General features: G+C 66.9%; 1 protein-coding gene. It reads right to left on the bottom strand.

Going from position 1 to position 2,257, the window contains the following annotated elements; all coding sequences use genetic code 11:
• Positions 1-320: 320 nt before the first annotated feature.
• Positions 321-1,994: a sugar ABC transporter substrate-binding protein gene (locus V7050_RS20540; RefSeq protein ID WP_324375926.1), complete on the bottom strand. Its 1,674-nt coding sequence runs from the start codon at positions 1,992-1,994 to the stop codon at positions 321-323.
• Between the last annotated feature and the right edge of the window lie 263 nt (positions 1,995-2,257).

Consider the following 2,257-nt stretch of genomic DNA (forward strand, 5'->3'; position numbering starts at 1 on the left):
GGGCGACCGGACCGGGCAAGGCGCCACCGGCGCCTCGCCTTTTCGGTCCGGGGGATTGCTCCGCGGGCCGCGCGGGGCGCGGCCGGTCTTCCTTCCCGAGGCGGGGGCCGGGGGCCATTGTATCGGTCAGGCGCAGGGGCCGTTGATATGAGAGGCACAACCACTCGAACGGGAGGTTTCCACCGTCTCGCCCGTGCGGAAGCATCGGGAGCGGGCGGGGCCCGCGGCAGGAGATCGGCGTGTGCCGTCTGCCGGCCCGGATCCGGGCCCTCCGTCCGAAATGGCCGGGCCGCCCGCTGATGGCGGCCCGTGCGGTCGCCTCAGGTGAGGCCGAGCGAGGCCTTGTAGAGCGCGATCTGGCTCTCGCGGCCGATCTGGTCGGTGATCTTCTCCCAGGCGGCGGCGATGTTGTCGGCACCTTCCTGCGCGGTGAACTGGCCGGCATAGACCTTGGCCAGCTCGTCCTCGGCGATGGAATAATACTGGAAGATGCCGGGGATGCGCGGCTCGATCGCGGCATTGGGGTGGTTGTAGCTGTCGAGGTTCGAGGCGAGATAGTCCTCGATATAGGCGCGGTCGTAGCCCGCGGCCTCCCATTCGCTGTAGTCGAACTGGGAATTGCGGTAGGGCTGGAAGCCCGATGGATAGGCCGCCATCCAGAGCGCGATGTCCTTGCCGCCGAGATGTGCCGCGGCCGACCAGGCGGCCTTCTTCTTCTTCTCGTCGCCCTCGACCCGGGCCATGACATAGATGCCCCAGCCGATATAGGCCATGTTCGGCGCGAAGTTCGGGCCGTCCGGCAATTCCTCCCATTCTCCGGTCCTGGTGTTGTAGACCTCCTCGGCGCCGGGCAGGATCGAAAAGCCGATGACATCCCCGACCACCGATGTGTCGAGGGTTCGCGCATTCGAGCCCACGTCCCCCCACCAGGTGCACATCGAACCGGTGCCGGCGAGGAACTGCTGCCAGGCGACGCCGCCGGGATCGGTGTTGATCTGGTCGACCGGGAGCGTGCCGATGCTATCGAGCACGTCCTGGATCGCGCGCACGAAGGCCGGGTTGTTGACCCGCGGCTTCATGGTGTCGGGATCGAAGAGCCAGGCCGGGTCGCCCGGGTATTTGGCGTAGCCGGTGGCACGGTCTTCGAGGAAGTAGAATCCGAAGCCGCCCCAGCCCTTCAGCGGGTCCAGGAAGCCGTTCATCGGGTTGCCGAAGGTGGGGTCGGTCTTGTCCTTGAGGAACTTCGACGCCGCCTGCACCTGCGACCAGGTGGTCGGCACCCCCCATTCGCCGTCCTTGCCTTCCGCCTTCCACGCCTCGGCGAGCGCCGGATCGGAAAAGATGTCCGTGCGGTAGCTGAAGGTGTGGCAGTCGCCGTCGATGGAGATGCGGTAGGTCTTGCCGTCCCAGGTGCCGACCGGCGCCTTGAGGTAGTTGACGTAATCGTCCATGTCGATCAGCGCGCGCACCCAGTCCGGCATCTCGGAGGTGAGGCCCTTGGCGCAGACGTCGCCCTCGAAGGGCGCGCCCATCTCGATGATGTCGAAATCGATCGTTCCGGTGGCGATCGCCTGCTGCAGGCGGGCGTTGAAATCGGCCTGGGCGAGGTCGATCCAGTTGATCGTGGCGCCGGTATAGGTCTCCCAGGCCTTGAGGAAGCCGCGGAACAGGAAATTGTGCTGGTTCTGGTTGTTGAGCCCCATGAAGGTCAGCTCGACGCCGGCGAACTCGCCCTCGGCCACGGTCTCCCTGGTCCCGCCGAGGCACATCTCGCCGACCCTCTGCCAGTCGGCGTCGGTGGGCGAGCCCATGCCCACGCCCGGGATCTGCAGGATCTCGGCGCGCAGGTTGCCTTGCGCGCGCGCGGGCGCGCCTGCCAGCGTCAGCGCCCCGCCGGAGGCGAACGCGAGCGCGGCGGTGCTGGCCGCGCCCTTGATCAGCGCCCGGCGGCTCGCCTGGAGCGCCGTCAGGCGTTCGTAGTCTTCGACCTTCATGGAACTCCTCCCCTGGATCGGTCGCTTTCGGCCCTCTCGCGGGCGGGTCCGGAGATTGCAGGCCGAGCCTGCCGGATTCCGGCCTTCTTTCCAAGCATTTGCCACTATGAACCAAGCGCGGCCCCTGTCAACCGGATCGCATCCCCGCGCCGGGGTGATCGCATTTGGCAATGCGATCCTTTGAGGTCGAGTTCCGCCCGAGCCTAGCTGTTTGATCCCACGGTTTGATGGTGCGATCCATTCGTCGGAATGGAAGGAAGCAC

This window comes from Amaricoccus sp. (assembly GCF_036846665.1).
Classification (GTDB): Bacteria; Pseudomonadota; Alphaproteobacteria; order Rhodobacterales; family Rhodobacteraceae; genus Amaricoccus.